The organism is Bradyrhizobium aeschynomenes (genome assembly GCF_013178945.1).
Taxonomy (GTDB): domain Bacteria; phylum Pseudomonadota; class Alphaproteobacteria; order Rhizobiales; family Xanthobacteraceae; genus Bradyrhizobium; species Bradyrhizobium aeschynomenes.
Genome location: NZ_JABFDM010000016.1, coordinates 17,362 through 33,381, shown reverse-complemented (window position 1 = coordinate 33,381; position 16,020 = coordinate 17,362). Strand labels below are relative to the sequence as shown.

Annotated in this window: 14 protein-coding genes; 8 read left to right on the top strand and 6 right to left on the bottom strand. The window is 67.1% G+C overall.

Annotation, left to right across the window (positions count from 1 at the left end; genetic code table 11):
* Window positions 1-28 precede the first annotated feature (28 nt).
* Together adh and HL666_RS30810 are read right to left on the bottom strand one after the other, a co-directional pair.
* A complete protein-coding gene (gene adh, locus HL666_RS30815; protein ID WP_172185288.1) occupies window positions 29-1,546 on the bottom strand; it encodes an aldehyde dehydrogenase in 1,518 nt (505 codons plus the stop codon).
* Between the two features lie 147 nt (window positions 1,547-1,693).
* Window positions 1,694-2,656 carry a helix-turn-helix domain-containing protein gene (locus HL666_RS30810; RefSeq protein ID WP_172185286.1) on the bottom strand — a complete coding sequence of 321 codons (963 nt, stop codon included), beginning with the start codon at window positions 2,654-2,656 and terminating at the stop codon, window positions 1,694-1,696.
* A 285-nt stretch (window positions 2,657-2,941) separates the two neighbouring features.
* Here HL666_RS30810 and aroQ point away from each other — a divergent pair, with 285 nt between their 5' ends.
* A complete protein-coding gene (gene aroQ, locus HL666_RS30805) occupies window positions 2,942-3,397 on the top strand; it encodes a type II 3-dehydroquinate dehydratase (protein ID WP_172185284.1) in 456 nt (151 codons plus the stop codon).
* Complete coding sequence (locus HL666_RS30800) at window positions 3,397-4,431, top strand: Gfo/Idh/MocA family protein (protein ID WP_172185282.1); 1,035 nt, start codon at window positions 3,397-3,399, stop codon at window positions 4,429-4,431. Before aroQ ends, HL666_RS30800 begins: the two co-directional genes overlap by 1 nt.
* A 187-nt stretch (window positions 4,432-4,618) precedes the next feature.
* Here the strand turns inward: HL666_RS30800 and HL666_RS30795 are convergent, their stop codons facing one another.
* Both HL666_RS30795 and aspA read right to left on the bottom strand, forming a co-directional pair.
* A complete protein-coding gene (locus HL666_RS30795) occupies window positions 4,619-5,911 on the bottom strand; it encodes a dicarboxylate/amino acid:cation symporter (RefSeq protein WP_210262361.1) in 1,293 nt (430 codons plus the stop codon).
* A gap of 54 nt (window positions 5,912-5,965) precedes the next feature.
* On the bottom strand, window positions 5,966-7,459 hold the full coding sequence (gene aspA / locus HL666_RS30790; protein WP_172185280.1) for an aspartate ammonia-lyase: 1,494 nt from the start codon (window positions 7,457-7,459) through the stop codon (window positions 5,966-5,968).
* A 229-nt stretch (window positions 7,460-7,688) separates the two neighbouring features.
* Between aspA and HL666_RS30785 the strand changes: the two genes are divergently transcribed.
* The gene (locus HL666_RS30785; protein WP_172133974.1) at window positions 7,689-8,654 is read left to right on the top strand and encodes a LysR family transcriptional regulator; all 966 of its coding nucleotides are present in this window, start codon (window positions 7,689-7,691) and stop codon (window positions 8,652-8,654) included.
* A 24-nt stretch (window positions 8,655-8,678) separates the two neighbouring features.
* Window positions 8,679-9,389 carry a cysteate racemase gene (gene cuyB, locus HL666_RS30780; protein WP_311976712.1) on the top strand — a complete coding sequence of 237 codons (711 nt, stop codon included), beginning with the start codon at window positions 8,679-8,681 and terminating at the stop codon, window positions 9,387-9,389.
* An 80-nt stretch (window positions 9,390-9,469) separates the two neighbouring features.
* Here cuyB and HL666_RS30775 read toward each other — a convergent pair whose 3' ends face one another.
* The gene (locus HL666_RS30775; protein ID WP_311976711.1) at window positions 9,470-11,068 is read right to left on the bottom strand and encodes an outer membrane protein; all 1,599 of its coding nucleotides are present in this window, start codon (window positions 11,066-11,068) and stop codon (window positions 9,470-9,472) included.
* Window positions 11,069-11,238: 170 nt separating this feature from the next.
* On the opposite strand from HL666_RS30775, the gene HL666_RS30770 reads away from it, so the two are divergent.
* Entirely contained in the window at window positions 11,239-11,469 is a 231-nt protein-coding gene (locus HL666_RS30770) for a hypothetical protein (protein WP_172115268.1), read from the top strand.
* A gap of 374 nt (window positions 11,470-11,843) precedes the next feature.
* On the opposite strand, the gene HL666_RS30765 is transcribed toward HL666_RS30770, so the two are convergent.
* Entirely contained in the window at window positions 11,844-12,815 is a 972-nt protein-coding gene (locus HL666_RS30765; protein WP_172185276.1) for a catalase family peroxidase, read from the bottom strand.
* A gap of 290 nt (window positions 12,816-13,105) precedes the next feature.
* Here HL666_RS30765 and HL666_RS30760 point away from each other — a divergent pair, with 290 nt between their 5' ends.
* The 3 genes from HL666_RS30760 (at window position 13,106) to HL666_RS30750 (ending at window position 15,719) form a co-directional block, all read left to right on the top strand.
* The gene (locus HL666_RS30760; protein WP_172133971.1) at window positions 13,106-13,630 is read left to right on the top strand and encodes a ParB N-terminal domain-containing protein; all 525 of its coding nucleotides are present in this window, start codon (window positions 13,106-13,108) and stop codon (window positions 13,628-13,630) included.
* Between the two features lie 333 nt (window positions 13,631-13,963).
* Window positions 13,964-14,284, top strand: a complete 321-nt coding sequence (locus HL666_RS30755) for a hypothetical protein (protein WP_172115262.1) — start codon at window positions 13,964-13,966, stop codon at window positions 14,282-14,284.
* A gap of 253 nt (window positions 14,285-14,537) precedes the next feature.
* Window positions 14,538-15,719, top strand: coding sequence for a cytochrome P450 (locus HL666_RS30750; protein WP_172185274.1), 1,182 nt, complete (start codon window positions 14,538-14,540; stop codon window positions 15,717-15,719).
* The last annotated feature ends 301 nt before the right edge of the window (window positions 15,720-16,020 follow it).

Below are 16,020 nucleotides of genomic sequence, written 5' to 3'. Positions count from 1 at the left end.
CGTCCCGCCTCGTCGCCGAGCCGCGCCCTCAGAAGAAGCCGAGCTTCTTCGGGCTGTAGCTGACCAGCATGTTCTTGGTCTGCTGGTAGTGGTCGAGCATCACCTTGTGGGTCTCGCGGCCGACGCCCGACTGCTTGTAGCCGCCGAACGCCGCATGCGCCGGATAGGCGTGGTAGCAATTGGTCCAGACACGGCCGGCCTGGATGGCGCGGCCGAAGCGGTAGCAGGTGTTGGCGTCGCGGCTCCACACGCCGGCGCCGAGGCCGTAGAGCGTATCGTTGGCGATCGAGAGCGCCTCGTCCTCGGTCTTGAAGGTCGTCACCGACACCACCGGCCCGAAGATCTCCTCCTGGAACACGCGCATCTTGTTGTGTCCCTTGAACACCGTCGGCTTGACGTAGTAGCCGCCGGCGAGATCGCCGCCGAGCAGATTGCGCTCGCCGCCGATCAGGAGCTGCGCGCCTTCGTTCTTGCCGATGTCGATGTAGGACAGGATCTTGGACATCTGCTCGGCGGAGGCCTGGGCGCCGATCATGGTCGCGGGATCGAGCGGACTGCCCTGCACGATCGCGCCGACGCGCTGAAGTGCGCGCTCCATGAAACGCTCATAGATCGATTCGTGGATCAGCGCGCGGCTCGGACAGGTGCAGACCTCGCCCTGGTTGAGCGCGAACATCACGAAGCCTTCGATCGCCTTGTCGAGGAAGTCGTCGTCCTCGGCGCAGACGTCCTTGAAGAAGATGTTCGGCGACTTGCCGCCGAGCTCGAGCGTGACGGGGATCAGGTTCTGCGAGGCATATTGCATGATCAGCCGCCCCGTCGAGGTCTCGCCGGTGAAGGCGATCTTGGCGATGCGCGGCGAGGAGGCCAGCGGCTTGCCGGCCTCGAGGCCGAAGCCGTTGACGACGTTGAGCACGCCGGCCGGCAAGAGATCGCCGATCAGCTCCATCCACACCATGATCGAGGCCGGGGTCTGCTCGGCCGGTTTCATCACGACGCAATTGCCGGCGGCAAGCGCCGGCGCAAGCTTCCACGCCGCCATCAGGATCGGGAAATTCCAGGGAATGATCTGGCCGACGACGCCGAGCGGCTCGTGGAAGTGATAGGCGATGGTGTCGTGGTCGATCTCGGCGATCGAGCCTTCCTGGGCGCGGATGACGCCGGCGAAATAGCGGAAATGATCGATCGCGAGCGGGATGTCAGCGGCCGTCGTCTCGCGGATCGGCTTGCCGTTGTCCCAGGTCTCGGCGAGCGCAAGCTTGGCGAGATTGGCCTCCATGCGATCGGCGATCCGGTTGAGGACCATCGCCCGCTCGGTGACGGTGGTGCGCGCCCAGCCGTCCTTGGCGGCATGCGCGGCGTCGAGCGCGGCCTCGATGTCGGCGGCATCGGAGCGCGCGATCTGGCACACCGGCTGACCGGTGATCGGCGAGATATTGTCGAAGTACTTGCCGGCGCTGGGGGCCTTCCAGCCACCGCCGATGAAGTTGTCGTAACGCGCAGCGAACGGCGGCTTGAGCGCCGCATTGACGTCAACCTTGGTCATCTGTCTCTCCCATTCACGCCGATGCACACGGCGTTGAGGAGAGGCTCGGTCAAACGCGCTCGACAGACCAGAGGCTGACAGCAGGACGTTGGCGGATGTGTCGCAGTTCTGCGACAGGTCGGCTGCGAATAGCCGATTGCGTCGCGGTCATCGCTCGAGGCCGAGCCGCTTCATCTTCCGGTGCAAGGTGGCGCGGGACATGTCGAGCTCCTTCGCCGCCTTCGACACGTTGCCGCCAGCGCGCGCCAGCGCACGTTTCAGCACGGCGCGCTCGGCGGCGTCGATGTCGTCGCCGTGGGCCTGCGCGCCCTTGATCAGGTCGCCGGCCGGAACCGGACGCGCCAGCGCCGATGGGGACAGACCGAGCGCGCGGCGGGCCGCGCGCGTGGCGCCGATCACGAGATCATTGCTGTCGACCGCCAGCATCGAGTTGATGTCGCGCTCGCTGTCCGGCGTCAGAACGATGCGTGCACGCGGAAAGGCCTGGCGGAAATTCTCGGCTTCGATCAGGCGCGCAGCATCCGCCACCGTGGTCGCGATCAGCCGGCCGAAGCCCTCGGTGAGATCGGCACGGCACGATGACACGTCGAGCGCCGCCTTGAGCTGGCCATGCTCGTCGAAGATTGGCGCCGTCGTGCAGAACAGCCGCGCATTGCGCGCAAGATAATGCTGGTCGCGGTCGATGGTCAGCGGCCGCTTTTCGACCAGGCAGGTGCCGATGGCATTGGTCCCCTCGTGCCGCTCGCTCCACACCGCCCCGGTCCACAGGCCCCAGGCGTCGAACGTCGTGTCATCACCCCGCGCGCCGCGGCGGTCGACGACCGTGCCATCGGCATCGGCCAGCAGCACCGAGCAGCCGACGCCGCCGACGGCGAGGAACAGCCGGTCGAGGCTCGCTTGCGCGATCGCGAGCAGCCGCCCGAGCCGCTCACGCGCCGCCGCGATCTCGGCCGCCGTCAGCCGGCAGGATGGCGCATGGGTGGCAGGATCGAGTGCGTGCAGATGTCCGGAACGGCGCCACGACGCGGCCAGCGCAGAAACCGCCGGCGCTCCCTTGGCGACGACGTCGAGCACGCGGTCCGAATGGGAATTTCCGGGCGAACGCCCCATCTCCCTGCTCCGGCTTTCTCCCCTGCCCCTGCGGCTCACAACAACCCCGCGGGTCTTTACCGTCATATTGCAACGACTACAGCACCCGGCCTTGATCCGCGTCAAGGTGATTGGCCCCCGGCTGGCGGGTCTGCGCCAGGTCGACGGCGCGGGAGCGGCAGCGCGCAGGGGCGCGGCTCGGATGTTGCCAAGCCCGCGATCTTCGTGGCAAGCACTGCCCGCGGCGCTCACGGACGGCAAAGTCGGACCTTCGTCGTTGCGCTGCCCCCGAACCGGAGTCTCTTCATGAGCCGCCTCGTCTACGTTCTCAACGGACCCAATCTGAACCTTCTCGGCAAACGCCAGCCGCACATCTACGGCCATGAGACGCTCGCCGACGTGGAGCGGGATTGCAGGGCCCTGGCGGCAGAGCTCGGGCTGGAGATCCGCTTCCACCAGTCGAACCGCGAATACGAGCTGATCGACTGGATCCATGAGGCGCGCGAGACCGCCGGCGGCATCGTCATCAATCCCGGCGCGTTCACGCATACGTCGGTCGCGATCCTCGATGCGCTGAATGCGTTCGACGGAACGGTCATCGAGGTCCACATTTCCAACGTGCACAAGCGCGAGGAATTCCGCCACCACTCGTTCGTCTCCAAGCGCGCCGACGGCGTGATGGCCGGCTTCGGTACGCAGGGCTATCAGCTGGCATTGCGGCGCGTTGCCCGGCTGCTCGACGACGGCAAAGCCAGCTCCTGATGGCCCGCCCCGTCCGGCTCGTGGTCGCCGGGGCAGGTCTCATCGGCCGGCGTCACATCGAGCACATTCGCGCGCGTCCCGAGGCACTCCTGACGTCGATCATCGACCCGGCACCGTCGGCCCGGGACCTCGCACAGACGCTCGATGTGGACTGGTTTCCGTCGCTCCACGACATGCCCACCCAGAACCGGCCCGAGGGAGTGGTCATCGCCACCCCGAACCAGATGCATGTTGCCCACGGCCTCGCCTGTGTCGACGCCGGCCTTCCCGCGCTGATCGAGAAGCCGCTGGCCGATGACGTCGCGGCGGCGCAGGTGCTGGTCGAAGCGTTCGAGCGTGCCGGCATCGCATTGCTGACCGGCCATCACCGCCGCCATAATCCGATGATCCAGCGCGCCAAGGCAGAGATCGACGGCGGTCGGCTCGGACGGATCGTCGCGGTCAACGGCATGTTCTGGCTGATCAAGCCGAGCGAGTATTTCGACGTTGCCTGGCGTCGCGAGACAGGCGCAGGGCCCGTGCTGATCAATCTCATCCACGACATCGATCTGCTGCGCCATCTCTGCGGCGACATCGTCGCGGTGCAGGCGGCGCAGTCCAGCCAGGTGCGCGGATATGCCGTGGAAGACACCGCGGCAATCATCCTCCATTTCGCGTGCGGTGCACTCGGCACGTTCAGCGTCTCCGATACGATCCAGGCGCCATGGAGCTATGAGTTCACCAGCGGCGAGAACCCGGCCTACAGCCGGACGCCGGAGAGCTGCTACCAGATCGGCGGCACGCAGGCGTCGCTGGCGATCCCGCAGCTCGACCTGTGGCATCACCCGGACGGAGCGAGCTGGTGGGCGCCGATCGCGCGCGAGCGGCTGAGCTACGAGATGCACGACCCGCTCGGCCTGCAGATCGCCAATTTCTGCGCGGTCATCCGCGGCACGGCCGCGCCGGTCGTCAGCGGCCGCGAGGGGCTGAAGACGCTGCGCGTGATCGACGCGATCAAGCGCGCGGCCGAATGCGGGACGCGCGTGCCCGTGTGACCCGCTCCGCAGCGGCTGCCCCCGGATCGCCAGCGCGGTTCAATGATGGGCCCGACCAGTCGCACAACTGCCAAGAGTTACTCCGCCATGTCGGGATTGTCCCGCCATGACGGAGTGGAGACAGGGGCACCAATCGAGAGCGCCCGATGCGACCGCCCTGCCCTCGACAGCAAGGGCTTCGTCGGTGTCAGCCGCCGGCGACCACGGCCACGGCCGGCACGGGCTGTTCGGGCGATAGATTCTCGGCCGCATTCAGCTCGCCCTCCCATGTCGCCACCGCCGCCGTGGCGATGCCGTTGCCGATCACGTTGGTCATCGTGCGTCCCATGTCGAGGATCTGGTCGATCCCCATGATCAGGAGGATGCCGCCGATCGGCAGGTTGAACATGGGCAACGTAGCGGCGACCACGACCAGCGAGGCGCGCGGCACGCCGGCGATGCCCTTGCTGGTGACCATCATCACCAGCAGCAGCGCGATCTGCTGCATGATGCCGAGCTCGATGCCGTAGGCCTGCGCGATGAACAAGGCGGCGAAGGCCTGGTACATCATGGAGCCGTCGAGGTTGAACGAATAGCCGAGCGGCAGCACGAAGCTGGTGATGCGGCCCTTGACGCCGAACTTCGTCAGCTGCTCGATCATTTTGGGATAGGCCGCCTCGCTGCTCGCGGTGGAGAACGCCAGCAGCATCGGCTCGCGCAGCAGCCTGATGAGGCGAAACACCGGTGTTCCCAGCGCAACCAGGCCGGCGAGGATCAGCACCGTCCAGAGCACGAGAAGGCTGAGATAGAACGTGGCGATGAACTTGCCATAGGTCACGAGCACGCCAAGGCCCTGCGTGGTGACGACGGCGGCGATGGCGGCGAAGACGCCGAACGGCGCGAAGCGCATCACGAAGCTGGTGATCTGCAGCATGACGAGGACGAGCTCGTCGATCGAGGTTGCGAGCGTCCGGGCATAGCCGGTCCTGAGCCGGCTCAGCGCGAGGCCGAAGAACACCGAGAAGACCAGGATCTGCAGCACCTCGTTGGTCGCCATCGCCTGCGCGGCGCTGGCCGGCACGACGTGGGTGATGAAGTCCTTCAGGTTGATGCCGGCTGTCTGCAGGTTGGTCGACGCATCGGCGTGGGGCAGCGGCAGCATCAGATCATGCCCCGGCGCGAACAAGTTCGCGAAGATCATGCCCAGCCCAAGCGAGACCACGGACGCCGAGACGAACCAGCCCATCGACTTCGCGGCGATGCGCCCGACGGCGCGGCCTTCCGCGCCGAGGCTGGTGATGCCGGAGGCGATGGTCGCGAACACCAGCGGCGCAATGATCATCTTGATGAGCCGCAGGAACACGTCGGTGATGATCGAGAAATAGCCGGCGATGGTCTTGGCCATCTCCGGAGTCGCCGCCATGCCATGGCAGACATAGCCCGTCACGATGCCCAGCAGCAGGCTGGCGATCAGAGCATGGGTCAAGCGTTTGGAATGCATGGTTGAGCCATCTGCGGCGCTCGTCATGGTCGTCTTCATCTCCCTTGGTTCTTCTTAGTTCAGCTTCGTCGTGAGCGGCCGCAGGCCGTCCATCGCGCAGTCCTTGCGGCGATCCCGCAGGGATGGCCGCATCGCGTCCTCACCGCCGGCGGGAGCGATGATGCTCTGCGGCCGGGTGAGGTTCTCGGGCTCGAGAATCTCGGCGAGCTTCTCGTCCGAGAGCAGGCCGCGCTCGCGCACCAGCTCGGCGACGCCGCGTCCGGTGGCATGGGCCTCGATCGCGACGGCGGTCGCGGCGGCGTAGCCGATATACGGATTGAGCGCGGTGACGAGGCCGATCGAATTCTCGACATCGGCCAGCAGCCGCTCGCGGTTGGCGGTGATGCCGTTGACGCAGCGCTCTTCCAAGGTGAGGCACGCCTGCCGCAGATGGCTGACGCTCTTGAACAGGCTGTGGGCGATGACCGGCTCGAAGGCATTGAGCTGGAGCTGACCGGCTTCCGCCGCCATGGTCACCGTCAGATCGTTGCCGATCACCTCGAACGCGACCTGGTTCACGACCTCAGGAATGACCGGGTTGACCTTGCCCGGCATGATCGAGGAGCCGGCCTGCACCGCCGGCAGATTGATCTCGTTGAAGCCGGCGCGCGGCCCGCTCGACAGCAGCCGAAGGTCGTTGCAGATCTTGGAGATCTTCACCGCGATGCGCTTCAGCACGCCCGACACCTGGACGAAGGCGCCGCAATCCTGCGTCGCCTCGACGAGATCGGGCGCAGTCATCAGCGGCAGGCCGGTGATTGCGATCAGATGCTTGCAGACGATGCGGGCATAGGCCGGGTGCGAGGCGATGCCGGTGCCGATCGCCGTCGCCCCCATGTTGATCTCCTGGATCAGCAGGGCTGCCTCGTGCAGGCGCTCCTGATCCTCGCCGAGCATCACCGCATAGGTGTGGAATTCCTGGCCGAGCGTCATCGGCACCGCATCCTGCAGCTGGGTGCGGCCCATCTTGAGCACGTCCTTGAACTCGTCGGCCTTGCGCGCGAAGGCCAGCCGCAGGATGTCCATCGCCGCGGCGAGGTCGCGCAGGGACCGGCAGGTCGCGATCTTCAACGCCGTGGGATACACGTCGTTGGTCGACTGGCTCATGTTGACGTGCTCGTTGGGATGCAGCCGCGCATAGTCGCCCTTGGCATGGCCGAGCAGCTCCAGCGCGCGGTTGGCGATCACCTCGTTGGCATTCATGTTGGTCGAGGTGCCGGCGCCGCCCTGGATCGCGTCGATCAGGAAGTGCTCATGCAGCTTGCCGGCGCGCACCTCCTTGCAGGCCGCGACGATCGCCTGCCCCCTCGAATCATCCAGCAGGCCGAGCTCGATGTTGGCGAGCGCAGCCGCCTGCTTGATCGCGGCGAGCGCGTTGATCAGCTGCGGATAGCTCGATATCGCTATGCCGGTGATGCGAAAGTTCTCGGCTGCGCGCAGCGTATGCACGCCATAATAGGCCTCCGCGGGCACCTCGCGGTCCCCCAGCAGATCATGCTCCGTACGCATGGGCTCTCCCTGGTCCTTTTCGTTGCCGGACGCGCGGCGACGGTGCGTCGCAGCTCGCGGCCGGATGCGGCGGATGTTTTGTTCAGGACGTGGCAACGATCCAATGCTATGTGCGCACCCGTCATTCCGAGTTTGCATGAAATCAAGCACTGCAACCGGGCATGCGATCGCCGATGCGCCCGTCCTCTTTCGATCGCGCCCCGGCGCAGGGGGGATGCGAGGTCGGATCATGGAATTGAAATGGCTCGAGGATTTTCTCAGCCTCGCGCGCACCCGCAGCTTCTCGCGATCGGCCGAGGAGAGGCATGTCACGCAATCCGCCTTCAGCCGCCGCATCCAGGCGCTCGAGCTCTGGCTCGGCGTGTCGCTGATCGACCGGAGCAGCTACCCGACGACCCTGACCGCCGAGGGCCGGCTGTTTCTCGAGACCGCCGAGGAGACCGTGCGTATGTTGCATGCCAGCCGCGTGTCGCTCCAGGCCAGCATGCGGCCGACCACTCAGATGGTCTCGGTGGCCGCGCTGCATACGCTGTCGCTGCGCTTTTTCCCGCGCTGGTTTCGCAGCATCGAGGCGCAGGTCGGGCAGGTCGGCAGCCGGCTCCTGCCGGACGATTTCCATAGCTGCCTGCAGGCCATCGTCGAGGGCAGCTACGATTTCCTGCTCACCTTCCACCATCCCAACGTGCCGATCCCGCTGGAGCCGGAGCTCTATCCGCATCTCGTGGTCGGCACCGACAGCCTGGTCGCGGCGCGCAGTCCGCGGCTGGCCTGCGGCGAGGACGACACCTCGCCGCTGCCGCTGCTCAGCTATGCCACGAGCTCGTTCCTCGGACGACTCGCGACCTTCGCACAGGCCCAGTTCGCCCAGGCCGAGGCCGGCGCGCCGCCGGTGCAGGTGGCGCATACCAATGAGAATGCGATGGCCGACGCGCTTCGATTCATGGCGCTCGAGGGCCATGGCCTCGCCTGGCTGCCGCGCAGCCTGATCGCCCGGGATCTCGACGAGGGCTCGCTGATCCTGCTCGGGCCGGAGATCCCCCTCGACATCCGGCTCTATCGCAGCGTCCGGCGCACCCGCCCGATCGTGGAGCGGGTCTGGAGCGCCGCCCGGCAGCTCGCCGGCGAAACTATGACGAATTGGAATGGCGCTGTCGGTCTCGGCATTGGATCTGGCGAGGCCGATCCCGCATCATGAGCGGGACGGGAAGGAAATGAGACGATGATGCTTGGCGTTCTCGGCGGCATGGGCCCGATGGCGACGGTCGATTTCATGGGCAAGGTGATCCGGAACACGCCGGCGGCCTGCGACCAGGACCATATCGAGATGGTGGTCTGCTCGGCCACGTCCGTGCCCGATCGCACCGCGGCGATCCTCGATCGGGGCTGCGATCCGCTCCCCGCGATGCTCGACGCGCTGAAGCGGCTGGAGCGCTCCGGCGCCACCTGCATCGCCATCCCCTGCAACACGGCGCATCATTGGCACGGCGAATTGCAGGCGCGCACCGCCGTGCCGATCCTGCACATCGTCGACGCGCTCGCCGACGCGCTGACCGAGCGCGGCCAGCAGGGCACGACGATCGGCTTGCTCGCGACCGACGGCACCGTTCGCGCCGGCATCTATCAGCGCCGCCTCGCCAAGCGCGGCTTTTCCTGCGCGATGCCCGATGCCAGCGGACAGGCCGAGGTGATGCGCGCCATTCGGCTCGTGAAGGCCGGCGATGTCGACGCTGCGACCACGATCCTGAACCGGGAGGCGCAGGCGCTGGTGGCCGGCGGCTGCTCGCAGGTGGCGATGGCCTGCACCGAGATTCCGCTGGCGCTGGCCGCGGTCACGGGCGAGTTGAAGCCGCGACTGCTCGACCCGACCGACACGCTGGCGCGGGCCTGTGTCCGATCATGCCTCGCCGTGCCGCAGCGCCGGGTGGCCTAGCCTCGCGGGCAGACGACGCCGCAAGACGACAAAGGCCGCCTGGATGATCCAGGCGGCCTTGTCGTGATGAATGACGAGTCTCAGCGTCCGCGTGACAGCATCTCGAAGCGGTAGTTGATGCCCACCAGCGCGGTGTGGATCTGGGTCTTCTGGCTCACGACGTTGGGTCCGCCGGTGATCGCGGCGGCGCCGGGCACGACGCCGGTCGCGGTGCCGAAATCGGCGTAGTCGTATTCCGCGAAGGCCGACCAGTTGCGCGCGAACATCCACTCGACGCCGGCGCCGACCGTCCATCCAGTGCGGTTGAACGCCGCGCTCGCCGATTGGCCGGTGGCATTGTTGACCACCGCGACGCGAGTCCGCGTCCAGGCCGCACCGGCCCTCGCATAGAGCAGGATCTCCGGCGTCACTAGATAGCCCGCGCGCAGCGTGGCGGTGTAGAGGTTGCTCGTCCGCGTATCCAGCGTCAGCGACGGCCCGAGCGGGGACGACGCGTTAATGATGCCGAGATCGGCCATCGCCTGGACGCCCAGCACGAGGCGGTCGATCTGGTAGTCGCAGCCGACCTGGATGCCGCCGATCGCATCGCTGCCGTTGGTGGAGACCGCCGCCGGGAGCTGCAGCGCCACGTTGGGCAACGGCGCCACGCCGCCGCCGCCGACGACGGGCGGGTTCTGCGGCTGGCCGCCGCCATTATTGCCCTGCGGCGGCGGGTTCGGCTGGCCCCCGCCATTGTTCGGCGGCGGATTCTTCGGCGGCCAGCCGGGCTTCACCGGCGGCTTGTAGCCGCCATGATGGTCGTGCTTGCCGTCGTGCTGCTTCCAGTCGTCCTTGTCTTTGTCCTTCTGCCAGCCGTCCTTCTTCCAATCGTCGTTGTCGTGCTTGTCGTAGCCGGCCTGCTTCTGCCAGCCGTCGCCGCCGTGCTTGTCGTTGTGGTTCTTGTCGTCGTCCTTGTCCGGCTTCAGCCAGGCATAACGATCGTACTCGCCCTTCGACGGCTGCTTCGACCAGCCGAAGACCTGCTTGTCGTGGTCGCCGTCCTTGTCCTTCTTGCCCCAGCCGCCGCCGTGCTTGTCGTCGCCGTCGTGACGCAGCCAGCCGTAGCGGTCCGAGTAGCCGTTCGAATGCAGCTGCGACCAGCCGCCGGCGACGTGCTTGTCGTCTTTATACTTGTCGTCCTTGTCCGGCTTGGTCTGCCACGGCCAATCATGATCGGCGTGCTTGTTGTAGCCATCCTTTGCCCCGAACTTCGGCCAATGATAGCCATCATCATGGCCGGGCTTGTCGTGCTTCTCGTCGTGCTTGGTCCATTTGTGGTCTTTGTAGTTGTTGTCGTGCTGGTACTTGCCCGGCTGCCACCAGCCCTTGTCGCCGTGATGGCCGTAGACCGGCGGCTTGTAGGGGGGCTTGTACGGCGGCTTGCCGCCGCCATTGTTCCCGCCGGGGTTGTTCGGCTGCGGCGGCTTCGGGACGGGGTTCGCGACCACCGGCGGCGGGTTGACGACCGGCGGATTGGCAACGGGCGGATTCGCGCCAGGCGCATTGCCGACGGGCGCGGCGCCCACCGGCTGCACGGCCCCGCCGGCATTGGCGACCTGGCTCCAGGTCTGCTGCTGGCGCGACCACGCCATGCCGCCATTGGCGCCGGCATGACAGCCACTCCACCTGTAGGCGAACACGTCGGGCGGCGGGAGCGGTGGGGGCAGGGCGAGATCAGTCGCCCAGACCGATGACGTACTTCCTGCGAAAGTCGATAGACAAAGACACACGCCAAATACGCGACGCATCGAACTCATAACTCCTGAACACGTGCCGCAACAAACGACGGCCGCATCAGGAGGGTCAGAATGTGTCGCGAACTGAATTGAAAAATGTCATTCGGAAGGAATGCAGATCGCGACGCCAGCGCGATGAAAATTCACTGTTGAGTGTTGCACGCAAGATGCAGAAATCTGGCGAAATCAAGCAGGCCGCAAAGCGGGAGCGCGGCGCCGCGTCGCGCGGCACCGTCGCCGACGACGTTCGTGCACGAACATGCGCGGCGCGATGGCGCGCGACTGCCTTGCCAGAAGAGGTTTGACGACATCGCGCTCACACCGCGCGCGAGCGCCTTGCGTGCCGCGCGATCCGTTGCACGCGTTGATTGTGCGCCTCGCATCGTCGACGCGTCGCGCCGTCCGCCGCATTTCGATGGCGCCTCGCACCGTCAGGGCCGTCGACCGGCGCAGCGCGTCCGCGTGCGGCCGCGACGCTCCCACACATGCGGCGCCATCGATCGGGAGAAAGCGCGGCATGCCTTGCCGCAATGAGCGCGAATGCGGCGACAAGCAGCCGGCGCGGCGGCAGCTCATCAGCAATGAAGGCGCGGTGACGTCGACAATTCGGCCGACGCACGCGCGGTGCGCGATGGGCTGCTGCGGAGATCGCGGCCGGCCCGGCGCACCGCGTGACGGCTCAGGGATTGCGCCGCGAGAACGAGATGGCGTAGGCGCCGTTGCGGATGTCGATCATCGGATCGTCCGACGTTTCGATGCCGTCGGTGAGCTGGCCCGGCAGGAACAACAGCGTCTTCTGTGCCGCGTCGCTGTCGGCGACCGCCTTGTCGATCGTGAGCGTGCCGAGCTCGACCAGCTTGCGGTCATCCGGCCACGGCTTCGACGGATCCTTCGTGGAATCGCCGGCCGCCGCCAGTTGCGCCTTGAAGCGGAACACGACCGGCCCCTGCTTCAGCCGCGCCGGCAGCTCGGCCATCAGGAAGTCCGGTGCGCGCTTGGCGGCGTCGGCCTTGTCGAGATGCACGACCTTCTCCGGCAGCATCTGCCAGCGCACCGCCTGCTTCTCGCCGGCCTTGTTGACGAGCACGAAGGCGTTGACGCCGAAATAGGCCTCGCTGGCCAGGCTCTCGGGCGTCGCGATGGTGCCGAGCGCCGCCGGCACGGACGGGTGGCCGGCCACGAACTGATCGAGCCTGGTCGGCTTGGCCGCGCCCGGCCCGCTGTCGGCGATCGCCAGGAACAGATCGCGCAGCTCCTCCGCGGTCGCCACCGGAAAGAACTTCAGCGAGTTGATCACGATGTCCATGTCGCTGCCGCCGGGGAGATGAAACTTCACCGCCATGCCGTGCGGATTGGCGTCGTCGGAGCCGTCCGGCAGGTTCGGCACGCCCGTGGAATTTGAGAACCGCACCGTCACCGGGATCTCGCCGCCGCTGAACAGCACCGCCTTGCTCAAGCTCGCCGCCTCGGCGGACGGCTTGAACTTGCCTTCGACCACCACGCCCTTGGCGTGATTGGCGCGAAAGCCGGCATGGACGCCGAACACCTTGTTCATGGCATTGACGAGCTGCTCCTCGACCGGCGTGTCCTGGGCGTAGGTCACGTGAGGCAAAGCGAAGGCGAGCGCGGCAACCAGCATGCGTATCTTCATCGCGACATCTCCTGTATGAGGCGATGCAACATAGCAGTCTCGGATGATATCAGAGCGACTTTCGGCGGGTGATCGACAAGCGCCCGATCGCCGCCAACTTGGGAACTCCGAGCCCGCCCCGGAATGACGGAGTACGGACGAGAGAGCGGCGCCCCACACACCGCCGCGAGGCGGCTTGCGATGCCCGGCGGAATGTCCCTATGGTATCCTCGCGTGCCCGCCTCCGTATCGGCGATCGTGACTGTCCGACCGCAGCATCACGCCCGCGCACGCAAGACGGAGTATCGCCAGTGTCCGCCCCGGAAAGCTTCCCCATCGACAAGATCCACGTTCCCGACAAGAAGCGCAAAGCGCTCAAGCAGGACGTGGTCGACGCGCTGGCCGAGAGCATCCTGGAGTCCGGCCAGCGCGAGCCGATCCTCGTCCGCCGCGACAAGGACCATTATGTCCTGGTCGAAGGCCTGCACCGCCTCGAAGCCTGCAAGGCGCTCGGCGAAGCCGCCGTCAAGGCGCTGCTGATCTCGGCCGAGGAAGCCCGCCAGCGCGAGCTGCCGCCGCCGCCGCCCGATCCGGAACGCGAGAAGATGGAGCGGCTGCGCAAGCTGCGGCTGGAGAAGGAGGAGGCGGAGAAGCTGGCCGCGGCCTCACGCGGCAGCCCCGGTGCCCACGCAGCGCTGCGTCCGCGTGCGGAGTCGACCAGCGCAGGCGCCCGCTCCGGCGCGGCAAAGCCACAGCGCCCCGCCGCGGGAGCAGCCCCCAAGCAGACATTGTCGGACTGGATCAAGCAGCAGGAACGCAGCGGCGGCCGCTACTGACGATTCAGCCCGCGAGCGCCCCCGCGAAGCTTCATCCGAGCGACAGTCCGTAGGACGGATCAGCGCAGCGTGATCCGCTGCCGCGCCCGCCGTTCCTCACCGTCACCATCATCGCTCCGCCGCCGGCTCAAGACGCTTGGCAAGCCCATTCGAGCAGGACAGTTTGACGCGCCTTCGCAGGGAGCCCCGCCGGGAACGGGCGCGGTGCCCGGCCGTTGCCGTCACACACGAAGCGGAAGCCGCAACGACAGCGCCTCGCTGCCGCGGCGCCGAACCCCGCGCGCCTCCCGGCGACCGCCTCACCTCATCCCCGACAATGAACTGGAGTTCCCCATGCGAGCCACCATCGCGGCCCTGTCCGCCATTCTTCTCGTCGGCACCGTCGGAGCCTCCGCGGCGCCGATGGCCGCCGCCACCACGCAAAGCGAAACAACGGCAAGCGAGGCGGCGGCGTCGCCGATGCGCCTTGCGCAGCGCGATCACCGCGACCGCGACCGCGACGGTCGCTGGCAGCGCGAGCAGCGGCGCCATCATCATCGCGGCTACGAGCGGCGTCATGGCCCGCCGTCCGGCTGGCACCGCTTCCGCTCCCGCCCGCACGACTATAGCCGCCGCGGCTGCATGCAGATCGGCCCCGCCTGGTTCTGCCCGTAGGCCCGCGCGAGTCCGTCGACGGCTCCGTCTCGCATGCGCCTCTGCGAAGGCGCGTGCGGGACGAACCGCCGGGCGACGCGGATCGGGCCGCTCCGACCCGACGCGGCCCGCAGGCTCCGGCGAGCAGCACGTCCAGGCAGCACGCCCATGCCGACCGCTGCGGCGCGCCTCCGGCCAGGATTGCACGGTCGCGCCGCTGCCACTATCCTCACATGAGATCCGCGCTGGCCCGCATCCCAAACAGGAGCGCCCCATGCCGACCGCGACTCCGGCTCCCCTGGACGAGACCATCACCATCGCGGATCTGACGCGCGATCCCTACCCGATCTATCAGCGGCTGCGGCGCGAGGCGCCGGTGCTGCGGGTCAAATCGGTGGGCCGGACGTTCCTCACCAAGGCGGCCGACACCAAGTATGTGAAGGACAATGCGGCGCTGTTCTCGTCCGACGATCCGAACACGCCGATGAAGCGCGCCTTCCTCGCGCATACCCTGATGCGCAAGGATCACGACGAGCACCGCGCCGAGCGCATGGCGATGATGCCGGCCCTGATGCCGAAGACGATCGAAGCCGTCTGGGAGCCGCTCTACACCAAATTCGCCACCGACTATCTCGACCGGCTGCCGCGCGGCGAGGTGGTCGATCTCTTCCCCTCGCTCGCCGGCCCGCTGGCCGCGCGCATCCTCGCCCATGTCATGGGCATTCCCGATGCCAGCGACGACGACATGCAGCGCTGGTCGCAGGCGCTGATCGACGGCGCCGGCAATTTCGGCTGGATGCCGGGGCCGTTCGACGCGACCGACGTCGCCAATGCCGAGATGGACCGCTGTATCCGCGCCAACATGGAACGCGTCCGCGCCGCGCCGGATTCCTCCGCGCTGTCCTTCATGGTCAACGCCAAGAACCCGATCCCCGAGAGCCAGATCATCGCCAACATCAAGATCGCGATCGGCGGCGGCATCAACGAGCCGCGCGACGCGCTGCTGACGATCCTCTACGGCCTGCTGACCAACCCGGAGCAGCTGGAGGCCGTGCGCGCGCAGGACAAATGGCGCTCCGCCTTCGAGGAAGGCGTGCGCTGGGTGGCGCCGATCCAGGCGAGCTCACGCCTGGTGATGGAGGACACCGAGATCCGCGGCTGCCTGATCCCGAAGGGCGACACCGTGATGACCATCCAGGCCTCCGCCAACCGCGACGAGGAGCTGTTCACCGACGGCGAGCACTACAACGCCCTGCGCGACCCCAACCCCCACCAGGCCTTCGGCAACGGCCCCCACCACTGCGCCGGCGCCCACCTCTCCCGCCGCACCGTCGGCGCCATCCTGCTGCCGATGCTGTTCGAGCGGTTTCCGAAGATAGAGCTGGTGGATGCGGCCAGCGTGCGGTGGCACGGGTTCGGGTTTCGGGGGCCGCTCAATTTGCCGGTGCGGCTGTAGTAGGATCGGGACGAGCGCGCAAGCTGCATCCCCTGAGATCGCCCCCTCCTGCACGCTCCTCGCGTGCCAGACCATCGCAACCGGGGCCGCGGTCTCGCCCGTCGCTTTCGCCGTCTGCTTGGCCAGCGCCTCGACCTCCGATGGACAGCACCATGACGCGCGACGAGTCGTTGGGCACAGGAATGAGGTTGCAATGAATAGATTTACAACCTTACGATATTTGTGTCTGAAAGTTACCTTGAAGTCACAGTCACGGGTAACACCGTACGTTAGGCTATCTGACGTTCTCCGTGCACTGAGT